The 15,278-nt window shown below is 70.4% G+C and carries 12 protein-coding genes and 2 pseudogenes; 7 read left to right on the forward strand and 7 right to left on the reverse strand.

Features of this window, described 5'->3' with window-relative positions; all coding sequences use genetic code 11:
• The first annotated feature begins 62 nt into the window (after positions 1-62).
• The 3 genes and pseudogenes from ABH928_RS04425 to ABH928_RS04435 all read left to right on the forward strand — a co-directional run.
• Positions 63-515 (forward strand): LysR family transcriptional regulator, encoded by a 453-nt coding sequence (locus tag ABH928_RS04425; RefSeq protein WP_370062969.1) that lies wholly within the window; start codon positions 63-65, stop codon positions 513-515.
• Between the two features lie 568 nt (positions 516-1,083).
• The gene (locus ABH928_RS04430; protein WP_370062207.1) at positions 1,084-1,953 is read left to right on the forward strand and encodes an LLM class F420-dependent oxidoreductase; all 870 of its coding nucleotides are present in this window, start codon (positions 1,084-1,086) and stop codon (positions 1,951-1,953) included.
• Positions 1,954-2,121: 168 nt separating this feature from the next.
• Positions 2,122-2,256: pseudogene (locus ABH928_RS04435) on the forward strand (LysR family transcriptional regulator); the annotation flags it as partial.
• A 55-nt stretch (positions 2,257-2,311) separates the two neighbouring features.
• Here the strand turns inward: ABH928_RS04435 and ABH928_RS04440 are convergent.
• The 7 genes and pseudogenes from ABH928_RS04440 to ABH928_RS04470 form a co-directional block, all read right to left on the reverse strand.
• Positions 2,312-2,782 (reverse strand): annotated as a pseudogene (locus ABH928_RS04440) (FUSC family protein); the annotation flags it as partial.
• Positions 2,783-2,949: 167 nt separating this feature from the next.
• Positions 2,950-3,378 carry a DUF1269 domain-containing protein gene (locus ABH928_RS04445; RefSeq protein ID WP_370062209.1) on the reverse strand — a complete coding sequence of 143 codons (429 nt, stop codon included), beginning with the start codon at positions 3,376-3,378 and terminating at the stop codon, positions 2,950-2,952.
• A 583-nt stretch (positions 3,379-3,961) separates the two neighbouring features.
• Positions 3,962-5,317 (reverse strand): glycoside hydrolase family 36 protein, encoded by a 1,356-nt coding sequence (locus ABH928_RS04450; RefSeq protein WP_370062211.1) that lies wholly within the window; start codon positions 5,315-5,317, stop codon positions 3,962-3,964.
• A 191-nt stretch (positions 5,318-5,508) separates the two neighbouring features.
• Positions 5,509-6,261: an SDR family NAD(P)-dependent oxidoreductase gene (locus ABH928_RS04455; RefSeq protein ID WP_370062213.1), complete on the reverse strand. Its 753-nt coding sequence runs from the start codon at positions 6,259-6,261 to the stop codon at positions 5,509-5,511.
• Positions 6,262-6,278: 17 nt separating this feature from the next.
• Entirely contained in the window at positions 6,279-7,238 is a 960-nt protein-coding gene (locus ABH928_RS04460; RefSeq protein ID WP_370062215.1) for a dihydrodipicolinate synthase family protein, read from the reverse strand.
• A 1-nt stretch (position 7,239) separates the two neighbouring features.
• Positions 7,240-8,949, reverse strand: a complete 1,710-nt coding sequence (locus ABH928_RS04465; protein WP_370062217.1) for an IlvD/Edd family dehydratase — start codon at positions 8,947-8,949, stop codon at positions 7,240-7,242.
• Positions 8,946-9,716, reverse strand: coding sequence for a FadR/GntR family transcriptional regulator (locus ABH928_RS04470; protein WP_370062219.1), 771 nt, complete (start codon positions 9,714-9,716; stop codon positions 8,946-8,948). Before ABH928_RS04470 ends, ABH928_RS04465 begins: the two co-directional genes overlap by 4 nt.
• A 209-nt stretch (positions 9,717-9,925) precedes the next feature.
• On the opposite strand from ABH928_RS04470, the gene ABH928_RS04475 reads away from it, so the two are divergent.
• The 4 genes from ABH928_RS04475 to ABH928_RS04490 all read left to right on the forward strand — a co-directional run bounded on the left by ABH928_RS04475 (position 9,926) and on the right by ABH928_RS04490 (position 15,247).
• Positions 9,926-11,905: a hypothetical protein gene (locus tag ABH928_RS04475; RefSeq protein WP_370062221.1), complete on the forward strand. Its 1,980-nt coding sequence runs from the start codon at positions 9,926-9,928 to the stop codon at positions 11,903-11,905.
• Positions 11,906-12,050: 145 nt separating this feature from the next.
• On the forward strand, positions 12,051-13,361 hold the full coding sequence (locus ABH928_RS04480; protein WP_370062223.1) for a sugar ABC transporter substrate-binding protein: 1,311 nt from the start codon (positions 12,051-12,053) through the stop codon (positions 13,359-13,361).
• A gap of 27 nt (positions 13,362-13,388) precedes the next feature.
• Positions 13,389-14,342, forward strand: coding sequence for a carbohydrate ABC transporter permease (locus ABH928_RS04485; protein WP_370062225.1), 954 nt, complete (start codon positions 13,389-13,391; stop codon positions 14,340-14,342).
• Complete coding sequence (locus ABH928_RS04490) at positions 14,339-15,247, forward strand: carbohydrate ABC transporter permease (protein WP_370062227.1); 909 nt, start codon at positions 14,339-14,341, stop codon at positions 15,245-15,247. Before ABH928_RS04485 ends, ABH928_RS04490 begins: the two co-directional genes overlap by 4 nt.
• Positions 15,248-15,278 lie beyond the last annotated feature (31 nt).

The following is a 15,278-nucleotide window of genomic DNA, read 5'->3' on the forward strand; positions in this document are numbered from 1 at the left end:
GGCGCCGATGGTGGCCATCCGGACGGCGGCCACCGCGCCTTCGGCGGGGTGCGGTGGCCGCGATGGCCGTTGAGGTCGGTGGCGACGTAGCCGGGGCAGACCGCGTTGACCTTGATGCCGTCCGGCAGCAGGTCTCGGGCGTACTGCAGGGCGAGGGCATGGCGCAGCTGCCGCTGTCCCGCGCCATCGCCCAGTTGGAGCGACGCATGGGCGTGCAACTGCTGGAACGCACCAGCCGGGCCGTGAACCTCACCGCCGCCGGCCAGGTCTTCCTGACGGAGAGTCGCAAAGCACTGGACGCGGTCTCGGCATCGATCCGGCGCGCGCAGCGCGCGGGACGGACCGATCCGAAGCTCACGCTGGCGATGAAGCCCAACGGGGATGCAGGGCTGCTGGAGTCGATCCTGCAGCGCTACCACCGCGATCCGGATGCCGTCGACATCGACGTGACCGTCTGCGGCATCGGGAGCAGGCTCCGATTCTGCGCGACGGCAGGGCCGATGTCGCGTTCCTGACCGCGCCGTACGACGACCTCGCGGGCTTCGACACCGAACCGCTCCTGACGGGTCCTGAGCTGACGAGGCCTTGACAGCCAGGGCAACCGGCCTCGGTGTCTCCAGCAGATCCAGGGGTACGACGGCTGACCTGGCGAGACCTGGCGGCCGGTCAGCGATGACCCGTCGAGCCGCACACCCGTCCAGGTGGACTCGTACATCAGTCGGGCGCGTCTGCCGGCCGGGCATCGGGTCGGGTGGTGACCTTGGGTGGGCAGCTCCCGCTCAGACGGCTGAGGATGTCTCGTCACGCGCCGTGCTTTCGAGTTGATCGGTGCTCCGGCCGGGGCGCCGGCACGGTCACCGTCGAAAACCTCAACACCACCGGTCTGGGGACGTTCACCCGCTGAACGTCCCTGCGAACAGGGGCGGTCGCGCGTGCGCCGGCCGACGTTGCTGGAGATGCGACAACAGCGCGTCTCCGCCTGACGGCGTCTCGTTCGCAGGGCGGCGCACCCAGTCTGTCGCGGACGGCGTCCCGAGCTGGTCGTGGTCGCGGTCCGGTGCCGATAGTGAGGTCAGGTGGAGCATGCGGGTGGGTCTGCACGTGCTCGGTATCGGTGACGGTGCCCGTCCGGAGGTGATCCGGGCTGTGGCCACGGCCGCGGAGGCGGACGGCTTCGCGAGGCTGTGGTGTGGTGAGCACGTAGTGCTCGTGGACGCGCCTGCCTCCCGCTACCCGTACTCTGCGGACGGCCGGATCGCCGTCCCCGCGGATGCGGACTGGCTGGACCCGCTGCTCGCTCTGAGCTTCGCGGCAGCGGTCACCGGCCGGATCGGACTGGCCACGGGCGTCCTCCTGCTGCCCGAGCACAACCCCGTCGTGCTCGCGAAGCAGGCCGCCACGCTTGACGTACTGTCCGCCGGGCGGTTCAGCCTCGGGGTCGGGGTGGGCTGGTCGGCCGAGGAGTTCGCCGCCCTCGGCGTCCCCTTCGCCGGGCGCGGGCGGCGCACCGACGAGTACCTCGCCGCGATGCGCATCCTCTGGACCGACGACCCCGCCTCCTTCGCCGGGGAGTTCACCCACTTCGACGCGATCCGGGTCAACCCCAAACCGGTGCGCGGCGGTCGACTCCCGGTCCTGGTCGGCGGCAACAGCGATGCCGCGCTGCGCCGCGCGGCACGGCTCGCCGACGGCTGGTACGGCTTCAACGTGCCCATGGCCGATATTCCGGCGCGCGTCGCCGTTCTCGCCGACGAGCGCGCCCGCTTCGGCCGCACCCTCGACGATTTCGTGGTCGCCGTCGCGCCGAGCGAATGCACCCCGGAGCGTCTGCCCGAGCTCGCCGCCGCAGGCGTCACCGAACTCGTTGTCGTCGACGCACCCCCGACGGCTCCCGATCAGGCCGCGACGTGGGTCAGGGAACTCGCCCGAACATGGATCCGCTCAGGCGGATGACACGGAGTAGCTGTTGACTGGCCGTTCGGTCAGTGTTCGCCGGCACATCGAGCGGTCGAGCGGACACGGTCATTGGCCGGCAGGCCAGACCCCACTCCCACCGACGAGCCGGGCAAAAGCCCACACCCGCCCTCTCATGCATCTGCACCTGCCTCGGAGAGCGCGTGCCGAGCCCAACTGCACGGTGACCTCGCCGCCGTACCCGTGCTGGACGCGCCGAAGGTCACCACCGTCATCGCCTGGCCACCGCACAGCCGGTCCAAGGCCGTCGCCGACCTCGTCCGCACTGCGACACATCTCTAGGCGTTCTTGAGCCGCTCGGCGACCTTGCCGACGGCCTCGTCCTCGTACAGGTGCCGAAGCGCTTGAGCGCCTCCTGCGCCTCACGCGACGTCAGACCCCTGGGGCGGACCGGCTCCTGCTGTGCCCGGTCGTAGGCCTCCTGCCAGGCGGCGCGTGCGTCCCTGCTCGCCAGCAGTGCCCTGCGCATGTCGGCGCGATGCTCTCGGATCGGTTCGGCGTAGCTGCGGAGCACCGCGGCCGCGTAGCGGCCGTTGGCGGCGAGCCAGTCCGCAAGCCGACCCGGCAGCCGGGGCGTCTCCCACGCGGGGAACACCAGGTACGCCAGCATTGCCAAGGCCCCGCCGAGCAGGGTGAGCATCACCCGCTCCGGGACCGTCTGCTCCCGCGCCTGGCCACCCATGCCGAGCAGGAAGACAACGTACGCGGCAGTGAAGCACTGGGAGTAGGCGTTGCCGGTACGGATCAGCGTGTACGACAGGCCCGCCGAGACCACCGCCAGCGCAGCGGACACATGGGCTGCTCGACCCGGCCGCACTCCGCGACCACCTCATCCACCAGCTCCGGAGGGAACGCGCGGGTCAACACCCCCAACGCGATCCGATCCGAGAACCGTTCACCCACCGACTTCACCTGACCGGGCCTTGGCACAACCCGTCCAACGACCAAGGCCCACCAAAGTCACCGGTATTGCATCTAGGCAGGCCCCTGGCCGCCGTCGGACGGTGCGCCGAAGGCAGCCCTGAGCTGATCTTCCTGCTTCACCGAAAGGTCGGAGCGCATCAACTCCATGGCGTGTCCCTCGAACGCCTTCGCGACGGCGTCGACCTCGCTATCGGTGCTCATCAGCACCAGCGCCGAGCTCCCCGGCGTCATGTCACCTTTCACCGAGTCGATCATCGAGCCGTCGATACCGGTCTTGCTGAACTTCTTGGCGAGCGAGGCAGCCTTACTGCCCTCGTCGGTCACGTGCTCCTGTACCTGGGGTGCCGCTGCGTACAGCGGCCAGCGGATCACAGCGACATCACGCAGGTCGATGAGCTCCTGGCCACCCAACTGCTTAAGCCTGAGGACCGCGTCATCGGCCTCTTCGGTGCCACGGAACCGCCATGCCGTTGTTGACATCGATTCACTCCTTCCGGCAGACCGTTTGATCGGGCCGCCGTGCCGATCCGTGCATCCCTCCGGGAGTCGCAGGACCCCCGCGGGCTGGCCGGAACGATTCCCGGCGTGGGAGGTCGGAACGGCCAGGTAGCCAGGGGAGCCAAGGTCGGAGTGTCGATGGCAGGCCTGCCGGTCCGTTCCTGTCTCGCTCGTCCAGGCTAACCTGATATGCCAGGCGTTTCATCTGAGACTCTCCAAGCGTCTCACCAGCACTTTTGTGCCTGCGGGGCAGCCTCTGTTCTACGGCGCAGCGCTCGCCACAGCGCCCTGACGACGAGCGCCATCACGCTGAGCGCCAGCGCTGCGAGGCCGAGTGCGATGGCGGTTGCGGCGAGCGCGAGCAGTTCGACGGTGACGATCCCGCCGGCCTCAAGTCAGGCGAGGATCTGGGTCGAGTGACCTGCGCAGTAGACGTCAAGCTCGGGGCTTGCTCCTGCGCTGTCGGTGTGCGAGGAGCAGGCCGCAGGCGGCCAAAGTGGCTGCGGCGGCCTCGGCGAGGACTGAGAGGGTCTTCATCTGGGACGCCGGAGTTGGAATCGCCCGTTCAGGGCGTGGACGGGACGAGCGGATCGGGCGTCGAGCGGGCCAGCAGACGTCGAGCGGTCTGCAGCCCCCAGTCGTCGAGGGAGTTCACGCGGTCGCTCAGGACTCGGATCCCTGAGTACTTCTCGATGTGGTGGGCCCACTCCTCGCGCCGCTCGACCTGGGGGCGGACGATGATGCAGTCGGGGTCGTTGTGCCAGAACCGGCCGTGCATGAACGCCCGTCCGCGCCCGCTGAGGACGGCGCCGGCCTGGGAGGGTTCGCTGATGTCGCGTTCGGGCGATTCGTAGGTCGGGGCGATGTCGCAGCTGATGCGCATACCGTCGAAGAGGCCCACCGAGGGCAGCAGCGGGGCGCCGCAGCCGAGCAGGGTGGCGTCCTTGCCGACGGCGTCGCGGATGAGGTCGATGCCCATCGCGTACGCCTGGAGCGCGGTGACGTCCTCGTGGCGGCGGCCGACACGGGCCGCGGAGGCGAGGAAGTCCAGTTTGAAGTAGTCGAAGCCGTGGCCGCGCCAGGTCTGGAAGACCTCGCGGAGGTAGGCTGCCGCCCCGGGGTGGGTGACGTCGAGGGCGTACAGGTCCTGCTCCCAGATGTGACCGGTCCACAGCGGCTCTGACCCGTCCGGGGTCCGCACCAGCCAATCCGGATGGTCACGGTAGACGTCGGAGCGGGCGCCGACGAACGTAGGGGCGATCCAGACACCGGCGCGCCGGTCGGAGGCGTGGATCCGGTCGACGAGGCCGTTGAGCGAGCTGAACCGGTCGGAGAGCTGGAGCCAGTCGCCGATCTCCTTCTGGAAGGCGTCGTCGACGGCGATCATGTCGATGGGGAGTTCATGCGCGTCGATGGCGTCGATGTTCTCGTACATGTCGCGCTCGGTGAGCTCGGTGAAGTACTGGTACCACGGGCACCAGCCGGTCGGGTAGCTCTCCGCGACGCGAACGCCCACCTTCTCCGCGTACCGGTCCGCCCAACGGGCCAGGACGCAGTCCAGGCCGCCCGGACCGTCGTCGACGGTGTGCTCGACTGCGCCGTCGGCGCTGATCTGCACGCCCCCGGCCTGTGCGGTGGCCCGGATGGAGGGGCACTCGACGCGGGCGTCGGGCGCCGCGAACACGTGGACGGGACCACCGTCCCCGGGGTCGACGGCGAGCAGCCCCTCACCCTGGAAGCCGGTGGCGGGCGCCGGGGTGTCGGCGCGGAAGACCGACATCTCGAACACCCGCCGCGCGGGCCGGGGGGAGGTGGCCGTGGCCGGGTAGGCGGCGCTGGGGCCGAACGAGGACCAGCCGTTCTCGAAGACACGCGTGCGGGTGGGATCGCACTCGACGAGTGCGACGGGAGCGAAGGGCATGGGAGTTCCAACTCTCGGGCAGATGGCGGCCGACGCGCGGCCCGCCTGTGTCTCGAAGGTGTCGGCGGGGGCCGGGCGTGGGTGAGGTCGGCGCGTGCCGATGCACGCGTCGTAGTCGGGGGCCGGGTGGCTCGCGCCGTCCGCGACGGGCCGGGCGGCGGCCGGGGTCCCGCTTGTCGCAGGGGCCCTGACTATCCGTCGTGGGGGTCCTGCATGAGCGCCGAGCGTCCGCCGTCGATGGTGAGGGAGGTGCCGGTGATGAAGCCGGACTCGTCCTGGTCGGCGAGGAAGCGGATGGCGCGGGCGACGTCCTGGGGGCTGCCGATGCGGTGCAGCGGGTGCAGGGCTTCGACGCGGGTGCGTTCGGTTGCGGGGTTGTCGAAGCCGGAGAAGTAGGCGTCGTTGATCGGGGTGTCGATGTAGCCGGGGCAGACCGCGTTCACCCGGATTCCGCGGTCGGCGAGTTCGAGCGCGAGGGACTGGGTCAGAGCGAGCACGCCGGCCTTGGCGACGTTGTAGGGGAAGATGCCCGGCATGGTGGAGTGGGCGTGGTTGGAGGCGACGTTCACGATCGCGGCGGGCCGAGCCAAGTGTTCGGCTGCGGCACGGGAGAGGAGCCAGACGGCTCGCAGGTCGAGGTCCAGGCAGTCGTTCCACTCGTCCAGCCCGGCCGGGAGCGTGCCGGCGAAGACGTTCGCCCCGGCGTTGTTGACCAGGACGTCGATGCGGCCGGTGTGCCGCAGTGCGAAGTCGGTGAGCCGGCGGCCCTCTGCGGGGTCGCGCAGGTCGCCGGCGAGGAAGTCGGCCTGGCCGTCGGCGGCTCGGATGCCGGCGGCCAGTTCGGCGCCGTCGTCCTGCCCGTGGCCGATGACGTGTGCGCCGCAGCCGGCGAACAGTTCGACGGTGGCCGCGCCGATGCCGCGGGTGGCGCCGGTGACGATCACTGTTTTTCCTGTCCAGCTCATGCGTTCTGCCCCAGCCGCTCGGTCGCCTCCGCCTGCGCGGCACCGCCGGGTCGCGGTCCCGGCAGCAGGTGGTCGGCGAACTCGTCCAGGAACCGGTCGATCATCGCTCGCTCTTCGGCGTCCAGCCGCCAGCCGGGCCGGCGGCACGTGTCGGAGGCGAACCAGCCGCGCGCTACCGAGACAGTCTTCTCCGCCGCCACGATGAGGTTCACGTGCTGCATCCAGTAGGCCAGGTAGGGCGCCAGCCGCTGGTGCAGTGCCTCCGCCCGCTGCTGGTCGCCGGTGGTCCACCGGTGCCAGATCTCCAGGTAGATCTCCACGAAGGAGCAGCCCGGTTGGACACCGACGGCGCCCCGGCGCAGCGCGTCGGGCAGCTGCAGTCCGGCGTACCCGACCAGGCTGGGCAGCGGCTGCGGCCGAGCGGCGAGGGCGGCGATGAGCCGGCCGGGTGGCTGTGACTCGACCTTGACGCAGGCCAGGTTGGGGTGTTCCGCTGCGAGTTGCTTGATGGACCGGGCGTCCAGGGCGGTGCCGGTCTGGGCGGGGGCGTACTGCAGGACGACGGGCAGCGGTGCCACGGCGTCGAGTACGGCGCGCAGGTGTGCCAGGACCTCGTCCGGGGGAGGGGCGAGGAAGTGCGGCGGCAGCAGGTTGATCGCCGCCGCGCCGTTCGCCGCCGCGTACTCGGCGTTGGCCACGGCGGTGGCCGTGGCGTGGTCGGGGACGGAGATGACGGCGGCCGGGCCGCCCTGGGCGCTGTGATCCAGCAGTATGTCGGTCAGGCGTCGGCGTTCGGCGTCGGTGAGGGTGTGGAACTCCGAGGCGAAGCCCGGGAACATGACGGACTCGACGCCGGCGGCCGTCATTGCGTCGATGACCCGGCCGAAGCCGGCCTCGTCGACGCTCTGGTCGGCGTGGAAGGGTGTTTCGAGGACCGGGCAGATTCCGTGCGGCATGTCAGAACGCCTTCTTCGGTGGGGTGTCGCCGCTGGAGCCGACCAGGAAGTCCAGGTCGACGCCCCGGTCGGCCTGAAGTACATGGTCGACGTACAGGCGAGTCCATCCGCGGTCGGCGGCCGGTGCGGGCGCGCTCCATGCCTCGGCGCGGGAGCGCAGTTCGGCCGGGTCGACCAGCAGGTCCAGGCGGCCGCCGGGGACGTCGAGGCGGACCGGGTCGCCGCTGCGGACGAGCGCAAGCGGTCCGCCGACGGCGGATTCGGGGGCGACGTGCAGGACGCAGGCTCCGAACGCGGTACCGCTCATGCGGGCGTCGCTGATGCGCACCATGTCGGTGACTCCGGCGTCCAGGAGTGCTTTGGGCAGGGGCAGGTTGCCGGCTTCGGGCATGCCGGGATAGCCGCGCGGGCCGAGGTTGCGCACGATCAGGACGGTGTCTGCGGTCACGGGCAGTGCGGGGTCGTCCGCCACGGCGAGGTAGTCCGACAGGGAGTCGAAGACCAGGGCCGGCCCGGTGTGTTGAAGGAGGTGCGGTTCGGCGGCCGAGGGTTTGATGACCGCTCCGCTCGGGGCGAGGCTGCCCTTCAGCACGGCGGTCGCGCTGCCTGCGGGCTGGACGGGATCGCTCAGAGTCCGTATCACCGTGGCGTCGTCGCTCTTCCGGGCCGCGTCCAGCAGGCTTGACCCGGTGACGGTGCGCACGTCGGTCCGCAGCAGGTCGCGCAGCTCGTGCAGGAGTGCCGGCAGTCCGCCGGCGTAGGCGAACTCCTCCATCAGGTACCGGCCGCTGGGCATCAGGTCCACAAGCAGCGGGACGTCTCGGCCGAGGGCCGCGAAGTCGTCGAGTTCCAGCGGCACACCGACCCGGCCGGCGATCGCGAGCAGGTGCAGCACGGCGTTGGTGGATCCGCCGATCGCGGCGTTGACGACGATTGCGTTCTCAAAGGCGGCGCGGGTCATGATGGTTGAGGGCCGCAGGTCGGAGCCGGCCAGCTCGACCGCGCGTGCTCCGGTCTGTTCGGCGAGCACGGTGCGGCGGGAATCGACGGCGGGCAGTGCGGCGGCGCCGGGCAGTTGCATCCCCAGCGCCTCGGCCAGGCAGGCCATGGTGGAGGCGGTGCCCATCGTCATGCAGTGCCCGGCGGAGCGGTTGAGGCAGGACTCGAACTCGGCGAAGTCCTCGGCGGTGGCCTTGCCGGAGCGCAGGTCCTCGGTCATTCGCCAGATGTCGGTGCCTGATCCGACGGTGCGTCCGCGGTAGCGGCCGTTGAGCATGGGCCCGCCGGTGAGCAGGACCGAGGGGAGGTCGACGCTGGCTGCTCCCATGAGCGCGGCAGGGGTGCTCTTGTCGCAGCCGGTCAGCAGCACGGCGGCGTCGAGCGGGTTGGCGCGCAGACCCTCCTCGACGTCGATGGCCATGAGGTTTCGGTAGAGCATCGACGTGGGCCGCACCAGCGGTTCGCCGGGTGAGAACACCGGGAACTCCAGCGGTACGCCGCCGGCCTGGAGCACTCCGCGCTTGACGGCCTCGGCGAGTCCGCGCAGGTGGGCGTTGCAAGGGCTCAGTTCCGACCAGCTGGTGCAGATACCGATGACAGGACGGCCGTCGAACTGGGCGGGGCCCAGGCCCATCGCGCGCAGGTGGTGGCGGGCGATGAAGCCGTTCTTGACGTCGCCCCCCAGCCATTCCTGGCTGCGCAGCGGGCTCATCGTTCGTCTCGCTTGGCGGCGCGCAAGTCCTGTTCGGTGTCCAGGAGGTGGTCGTCCATCGCGGCCGCGGCGGCGGCGGGGTCGCCGCGGCGGATCGCGTCCAGGACGGCGCGGTGGGCGGCGATTGTGGCGGTGTGGCCGCCTCCGCGCCGGGATCGGCCGGTGTAACTGGAGCGCCGCGAGTCCAGCAGGACCCCGCCGAGGGAGTCGAGGACGAGCTGCAGCATGCCGTTGCCGCCCAGTTCGGCGAGTTCGTGATGGAAGGCGATGTCCAGCGCGATGAAGCGGTCCGGGTCGGTGACCGCGTCGGCCATCGCGGCCAGCGTCAGCTCCGCCTTGTGGACGGTCACCTGGCCGTCGGCCACCCGCTCCGCGGCTCGCGCGGCGAGGGTCCCCTCGATCGCGCGGCGGGCGCTGACCAGGTCCTCGAACCGCAGTGACTCCTGCTGCAGCCGGAACTCCAGCATCTGTCCGAAGACCCGGGCGGACGGCACCGTGACGCGGGCCGGACGCCCCTGGCTGGAGACCAGGATCTCTCGCGCGGCCAGGATTCTGATCGCCTCGCGGACTGCGAGGCGGTTGACCTCGAAGCGGCGTGCCAGGTCGGCCTCAGCGGGCACCACGTCCCCCGGGCGCAGGTGCAGTTCCTCGATCAGCGCGACGATCCGTGCGGCCACCTGCTCGGCGACGGTGGCCCGCGCCGGATTCTGCGCCGGACTCGGGCTTTCGTGGGTGGCGGCCTCGTCGGCCGAAGCACTCTGGGTCATTCCAACCCCTCCCTCAAACTTAGCTGCGATGTTAGCCGAACGTGTCGCCCGACGCGAGAGTGATCGAAGCACTATTCCTGTGAACTGCGAGCCCGTCACATCGACCCTTGACAACCTAGCTGCTAGGTAACAGGATCCCGGGACAACACCGGCTCGACCGAGCAGGTGGCACGACGTTGCTCCCGGTTGCGGGGGCGGAGGTGAGTCGGATGGGGACGCGGTATGTGCTGCGGGTCCAGGCAGACCCGGCCGACGATCCGGCTGAGGTCGCCGAGCGCATGATGCGGCTGGCCGAGCAGTCCGGGGCCGACGAGCTGTGCGTCTTCCTGTTCGGCATGGAGTTCAACGACGGCAACCCGCCGCTGGAGCGGATCGAGCGCTGGCTCGACCGGACCAGGCCGTGGCGCGCGGCCGTGCGGTCGGCCGGCATCTCGGTCAGCCTGAACCCTGGCCACACCCTCGGGCACTGCGACTGGGGCCGCCCACGGCGCGACGACTGGCAGCCGATGGTCGACCAGCGCGGGACCCCTGCCGATGTGGTGGTCTGCCCGCTGGACCCGGGGTGGCGGGCGTACTTCGCCGAATCCCTGCGCCGCTACGTCGCCGAGGACCTGGACGCGGTCTGGATCGAGGACGACATCCGGCTGCACAACCACGCACCTCTGCAGTGGGGTGGCTGCTTCTGCCCGCTGCACCTGGCCGAGTTCGCCCGGGTGTCCGGCGTGCAGGCCACCCGTGAGGAGGTGGTCGCCGCCTGTACGGCCTCCGGTGAGCCGCACCCGTGGCGCCGGCTGTGGCTGGACATGTGGGAGCGCACCCAGCTCGAACTGGTCCGCTCCTGGCAGAAGATCGCCGCTGATCACGGTGTCCGGCTGGGCCTGATGTCCAGCAGCCCGGAGGCGCACGCGGCCGAGGGGCGGCGCTGGTCGGACTGGCTGGCCGGCTTCGACCTGCACCGGCCGCACTTCTGGGGCTACTCCGACGTCGGCGCCGAGGCGTTGCCCAGGTACGCGGCGCTCCTGGACGCCCAGCGCGCGCAGCAGCCGCCCGGCCTGGTCAGTTACCCCGAGATCGAGTGCTGGCCGTACGGGCAGTGGAACAAGTCCTACCGGCAGACCTTCGGCCAGATGGCGATCGCGCACATCCTGGGCTGCGACGGGCTGGCGATCAGTCTCTACGACTTCTTGACCAACCATCCCGACGACGAGCCCGGCCGCGCCGACTTCCTCGCCGACGCGCGACCGGCCCTGGATTGGTTGGCCGACACCTTCGACACCACGCTGCGCACCGTCGGGGTCGGCGTGCCCTGGTCGCAGGAGACCGGCCGGGCCGTCCGGCTCGGCGACCGCACCGGCGACTGGCGTGCACTGACCGTGGCACACCGCGAATGGGCCGGCTGGCTCGGCGCCACCGGCCACGCCGTCACTCTGCGAGGCGACGCGCCGGTCAACGCCCTGGCGGGCGAGTCCGCGTGGGCCTACGACGACGCCACCCTGCGGGGCTGGCTGGCCGGCGGTCTGCTGCTGGACGGCATCGCGGCGCGGGTCCTCGCCGAGCGCGGCTACGGGGAGCTGACCGGGCTGAGCAACGTGCGCGAGCTCGGCCCGTCGGACCCGCTGCCCGTGCGCGAGATCTGCGAGGACCCGGATTTCTCGTTGCGGGTGGGCGCGATGATCTCGGTCGACCCGCACATCAACGCCCATCCGGCGGTCGTCGTCGGCGATCCCGCCCCCGGCGCCCGAGTGGTGAGCCGGATGACGGACGGCGACGGCCGCCCGGCAGGCCCGGGACTTGTACTGCACCGCAACTCGCTGGGCGGACGCGTCGCGGTCTGCCCGTGGCCGGCCACCACAACGGTGCGGATGACCCCGCAGCGTGCCGCACAACTGTCCGCCGCAGTGGACTGGCTGAGCGCGGGAACCCACGCGCGGGTGTCCGGCGGTCCCTGGCTGGTTCCGCAGGTGCTGACCGACGGCACCCGCTGGCGGCTGGTGGTGTGGAACGCCGGCCCCGACGAAGTCGACGCGGTCACCGTTCGGCTGCCGGCCGGTATGCCCCCACCGACCGACTGCGTGCAGATCACCGCCTGTGGCAAGCGGCACTGGGTGGGATACGCCGACGGCGTGCTCGAACTGAGCCGACCGCTGAGGCAGTGGGAGTTCGCGGTCCTCACCGCGCAACGGCCCTGACCACCCCGGCACATGCGCACCCGCCCCGCCGCACCGCCGGCCGTTCGCGGTGATTCACGCAACGGCCCTGACAACCCCACAGATTTCCCTCCCATCGGCGCGCTGCAGCGAACTGTCGCGCGACCCCCTGACCATGGAGCAGACCATGAGATCTCGACGTCTGGTGTGTACGGCCGCACTGACCGCGGCGGCGCTGACCGCGCTTGCCGCCTGCGGCTCGGGCAGTTCGGCCGGCGGGGCCGGCGGATCCTCCGGCAAGCCGGTGAACATCACCTTCTGGGGGTGGGCACCGGGTTACGACAAGTCGGTGGCGCTGTTCAACGCCACCCACCACGACGTGCACGTGACGTTCCAGCAGACCGCCTCCGGATCGGGCGGCGGCTACGCGAAGATGCTGACCGCGGTCAAGGCGGGCAGCGCCCCGTGTCTGGCCCAGGTCGGCTACGAGACGCTCCCCACCTTCGCCGCGGCCGGCGCCCTGCAGGACGTCTCGACGTACGCGAACGCTTCCAGGGGCGAGTTCGTCCCCTGGACCTGGAACCAGGTCAGCATCGACGGCCAGGTCTACGGCGTGCCGGTCGACACCGGGCCGGAGGCGATGTTCTACCGGACCGACCTGTTCGCCAAGTACAAGCTGCCGGTCCCCACGACCTGGGCGCAGTTCGAGAGCGACGCGGAGAAGTTCCACGCCGCCGACCCGGCGAACTACCTCACCACCACCCCGCAGGACGCCTACGACCTGGCCGGGTTGGCGTGGCAGAACGGTGCCAAGTGGTTCGGCACGGCAGGCGACCAGTGGCAGGTCAGCACCACCGACGCCGCGACCCAGCAGGTGGCGGCCTACTGGCAGACGCTGCTGGACCGTCATCTCGCCAAGAGCGAGCCGACGCTGGACGTCGCCTGGTTCGACGATCTCAACGCCGGGCACGTGGCGACCCTGATCGGCGCGGTGTGGAACGCGCCGCTGATCGCGCAGAACCTGCCCAAGCTGGCCGGCAAGTGGGCGGTCGCACCGATGCCGCAGTGGACGGCAGGGGCGAAGGCCGCGGGCAACAACGGCGGGTCGGCCACCGCCGTCCTCAAGGGGTGCGACCAGCCGCAGGCGGCAACCGAGTTCGCGACGTGGATGAGCACAGACAACGCGAGCGTCACCAACCTGATCGAGAACACCGGCATCTATCCGGCGGCCACCAGCGGCCTCGACCTGCCTGCCGCCAACGCCACGTCGGCCTACTACGGCGGGAGCGACATCTATCCGGTGTTCAAGGAGGCCGCCGCCCAGGTCAACACCTCCTGGCAGTGGGGTCCGACGATGGACCAGGTCGAGTCCGACTTCACCGATGTGCTCAAGCAGGCCGGCGCCGGCCAGGGCACCATCCCGAACGGCCTGTCGACGGTGCAGTCCAAGACCATCGCCGCCATGAAGAACCAGGGCCTGTCGGTTGCCGGCGAGTAGACCTGACCCGTCGTCCGGAGGGACACCATGACGACCTCACTGACGCACGCGCCGCCCGAGGCGGCCCACCGAGGCAGGCCGGCGGCACGACGTGGCGCACACGCGCGCCGGGTCTTCTCCGCCGTCGGGTTCCTGCTCCCGTTCGGGGTGCTCTTCGCCGGCCTGATGATCGCGCCGATCTGCTACGCGCTATACGAGAGCCTCTTCCGACTCCACCGCAGCGGACTGGGACTGAGCGCCCCGACGACCTCCTTCGCCGGCCTGGGCAACTACCTCACCGCCCTGAAGGACTCGGTGTTCACCTCCTCGATCCTGCGGGTGCTGCTGCTCGGCATCGTGCAAGTCCCGGTCATGTTGATCGCGGCGCTGATCCTCGCCCTGCTGCTGGACGCGCGCAGCACCCGCTTCAAGCGGACCTTCCGGCTGATCTACTTCCTGCCCTACGCCCTGCCCGGCGTGATTGCGGCGATCATGTGGTCGTTCCTGTACGCACCCGGGGTCAGCCCCTACGCCTCGGCGATCGCGCACCTCGGTGTGCATGTGGACTTCCTGTCCCAGCACATGGTGATCTTCTCGATCGGCAACATGATCACCTGGGCGTGGACCGGCTACAACATGCTGATCATCTACTCCGGCCTGCAGGCCATTCCGCCCGAGCTCACCGAGGCCGCGCACATGGACGGCTGCCGCGGTTGGCGGCTGGCGTGGCACGTGAAGATCCCCCTGGTGCGCCCCGCCCTGGTGCTGACCACGGTGTTCTCGATCATCGGCACCACCCAGCTCTACAACGAGCCCGCGATCCTGTACCGGGTCGCGCCGACCGTGACCTCGTCCTACACCCCGATCCTCGCCGCCCAGCACTCGGCGGACATCAACAACTACAACTACTCCGCGGCGCAGTCGATCATCCTGGCGGCCGTCACCTGCGTGCTGTCCTTCGGGTTCCTCAGGTTCACCCAACGCAAGGCGGCCGACGGATGACCACCACGACCACCCGACCCCGCAGCGCCGCCTCCCCGACCGGTCACCGGCCCGCGGTCCGCGGCATCCCCGTCGCTTCCGCCGCAGGCCGTACCGGCGCCATGCTCGTGATGCTGCTCGCGGCGCTGTACAGCCTGCTGCCCATCTGGTGGCTGATCGTCACCGCCACGAAGAACAAGGGCTACCTCTTCACGACCAACGGGTTCTGGTTCTCCCACTTCGACCTGTGGTCCAACATCCGCGACGTCTTCGACCAGGACAACGGCATCTTCGGCCGCTGGCTCCTCAACAGCCTCCTCTACAGCGCAGGCGGCGCGGCGACCGGCACCGTCATCTCCGTGATGGCCGGCTACGCCCTGTCGAAGTACGCCTTCCGCGGCCGGGACGCGGTCTTCAACACCGTGCTGGGCGCCGTCCTGATCCCCGCGCCGCTCTTCGCCCTGCCGCTGTATCTGATGTTCAGCTCGGTGCACCTGGTCAACACCCTCTGGGCGGTGTTCCTGCCCAGCATCGTCAGCCCGTTCGGCGTCTACCTGTCCCGCATCTACGCCAGCGCGTCGGTACCCGACGAACTCATCGAAGCCGGCCGCCTCGACGGCGCCAGCGAGGCCCGCATCTTCTGGCGGATCGCCCTGCCGGTGATGTCCCCAGCACTGGTGACCATCTTCCTCTTCCAGTTCGTCGGCATCTGGAACAACTACCTGCTGCCCGCGCTCATGCTCAGCAACGACCAACTGCAGCCCGTCACCGTGGGCCTGGCCGGCTGGCGCGCCGAACTCAACAACGGCGTCCCCTACAACGTCACCATCACCGGCGCGTTCCTGTCGGTCGTCCCGCTGATCGTGGCCTTCCTGGCACTCCAGCGGTTCTGGCGCTCCGGCCTGACCGCGGGCGGCCTGAAGTAGCCCGCCACGCCCCGCCACGCCCCGCCCCACC

This window comes from Streptacidiphilus sp. MAP5-3, assembly GCF_041262505.1.
GTDB lineage: Bacteria > Actinomycetota > Actinomycetes > Streptomycetales > Streptomycetaceae > Streptacidiphilus.

Excerpts from the sequence above, each read along its gene's own strand:
- ABH928_RS04425 (WP_370062969.1), top strand. The coding sequence starts at position 63 with ATGGCCGTTGAGGTCGGTGGCGACGTAGCCGGGGCAGACCGCGTTGAC.
- ABH928_RS04430 (WP_370062207.1), top strand. The coding sequence starts at position 1,084 with ATGCGGGTGGGTCTGCACGTGCTCGGTATCGGTGACGGTGCCCGTCCG.
- ABH928_RS04445 (WP_370062209.1), bottom strand. The coding sequence starts at position 3,378 with ATGTCAACAACGGCATGGCGGTTCCGTGGCACCGAAGAGGCCGATGAC.
- ABH928_RS04450 (WP_370062211.1), bottom strand. The coding sequence starts at position 5,317 with ATGCCCTTCGCTCCCGTCGCACTCGTCGAGTGCGATCCCACCCGCACG.
- ABH928_RS04460 (WP_370062215.1), bottom strand. The coding sequence starts at position 7,238 with ATGCCGCACGGAATCTGCCCGGTCCTCGAAACACCCTTCCACGCCGAC.
- ABH928_RS04465 (WP_370062217.1), bottom strand. The coding sequence starts at position 8,949 with ATGAGCCCGCTGCGCAGCCAGGAATGGCTGGGGGGCGACGTCAAGAAC.
- ABH928_RS04470 (WP_370062219.1), bottom strand. The coding sequence starts at position 9,716 with ATGACCCAGAGTGCTTCGGCCGACGAGGCCGCCACCCACGAAAGCCCG.
- ABH928_RS04475 (WP_370062221.1), top strand. The coding sequence starts at position 9,926 with ATGGGGACGCGGTATGTGCTGCGGGTCCAGGCAGACCCGGCCGACGAT.
- ABH928_RS04480 (WP_370062223.1), top strand. The coding sequence starts at position 12,051 with ATGAGATCTCGACGTCTGGTGTGTACGGCCGCACTGACCGCGGCGGCG.
- ABH928_RS04485 (WP_370062225.1), top strand. The coding sequence starts at position 13,389 with ATGACGACCTCACTGACGCACGCGCCGCCCGAGGCGGCCCACCGAGGC.
- ABH928_RS04490 (WP_370062227.1), top strand. The coding sequence starts at position 14,339 with ATGACCACCACGACCACCCGACCCCGCAGCGCCGCCTCCCCGACCGGT.